Source organism: Streptomyces sp. NPDC042346, assembly GCF_055581845.1.
Genome location: NZ_JBVJEH010000023.1, coordinates 1 through 1,542 on the forward strand (window position 1 = coordinate 1; position 1,542 = coordinate 1,542).

At 70.0% G+C, this 1,542-nt stretch carries 1 protein-coding gene; it reads left to right on the forward strand.

Annotated elements, in window-relative coordinates:
* Window positions 1-47: 47 nt before the first annotated feature.
* A partial coding sequence (locus tag ACZ6K0_RS43050; protein ID WP_469236315.1) for a non-ribosomal peptide synthetase occupies window positions 48-1,542 on the forward strand: 1,495 nt, incomplete at its 3' end.

Here is a 1,542-nt window from a genome sequence, read left to right on the forward strand (position 1 = left end):
CGGTGGTGGCGTTGGCGGTGCCGCGTTCGGTGGATGCGGTGGTGGCGATGCTGGGTGTGGGTCTTGCGGGTGGGGTGTTCCTGCCGGTGGATCTGGACTTCCCGGCCGACCGCATCGCCTACATCCTCTCCGACGCCCGCCCGGTGGCCGTGCTCTCCACCGCGGATGCGGTGACCGGTCTGCCCGACGGCGTGAGCACGCCCGTCGTGCTGCTGGACGACGTGGCTCCGGCGGCGGAACTCGCCGCTCAGGACGAGGTGTCGGTTCAGGACGCGGCGTATGTGTTGTACACGTCGGGGTCGACGGGTCGGCCGAAGGGTGTGGTCGTGCCGCATGGTGCGCTGCGGAACTTCTTGTGGTCGATGGGTTCGCAGGTGGGGCTGTCGGCGGGGGAGAAGTGGCTGGCGGTGACGACGTTCGGCTTCGACATTTCGCTGCTTGAGGTCTTCCTGCCGCTGGTCTCCGGCGCGGTCGTGGTGATCGCGGACCGTGATGTGGTGCGTGATCCGGTGCGGTTGGGCGCTCTGGTGCGGTCCGAGGGCATTGAGGTGATGCAGGCGACGCCGAGTCTGTGGCGTGCGCTGACGGAGACGGACCTGGAGGCTGCGCGGGGTCTGAGGATCCTGGTCGGCGGTGAGGCGGTGGATGCCGGTCTCGCGGGTGTGTTGGCCGGGGCGGGTGCGTCGGTGTGGAACATGTACGGGCCGACGGAGACGACGATCTGGTCGACCAGTGCCCTGCTGACGGGTGACGGTGGTACGCCGATCGGCGCGCCGATCGCCAACACCCAGGTCTACGTCCTCGACGGTCGTCTGCGTCTGGTTCCGCCGGGTGTGTCGGGTGAGTTGTACATCGCCGGCGAGGGTGTGGCCCGTGGTTATCTCGGGCGTCCGGGTCTGACCTCGGAGCGGTTCGTCACGGATCCGTTCGGTGAGCCTGGTGCGCGGATGTACCGGACGGGTGACCTGGTGCGGTGGTCGGACGCGGGTGTTCTGGAGTTCGTCGGCCGTGTCGACGATCAGGTGAAGGTGCGGGGCTACCGCATCGAGCTCGGTGAGGTCGAGTCCGCGCTGTCGAAGGTGGAGGGCGTGGCCCGTGCCGTGGCCATGGTCCGTGAGGACTCCCCGAACGACCGCCGGCTCGTCGGCTACGTCGTCCCCGCCGAGGGAACGGCCCTGGAGACAGAGGCGGTTCGCCGTGCGGTCGCCGGGCTGCTGCCGGAGTACATGGTCCCGTCGGCGGTCGTGATCCTCGACGCGGTCCCGTTGACGCCGAACGGCAAGACGGACCGCAAGGCCCTGCCCGCGCCCACCGCCTCCGGCGTCGTCCGCCGTGAGGCGCGCACGGCGCAGGAGGACATCCTCTGCGGCCTGTTCGCCGAGATCCTGGGCCTGGCCCGGGTCGGCATCGACGACAGTTTCTTCGACCTGGGCGGGCACTCCCTGCTCGCGACCCGGCTCGTCTCCCGGATCCGCACCGTCCTCGGCGTCGAGCTTCCCGTCCGCGCGCTGTTCGAGACCCCGACCGTCGCCGCCCTCGCCC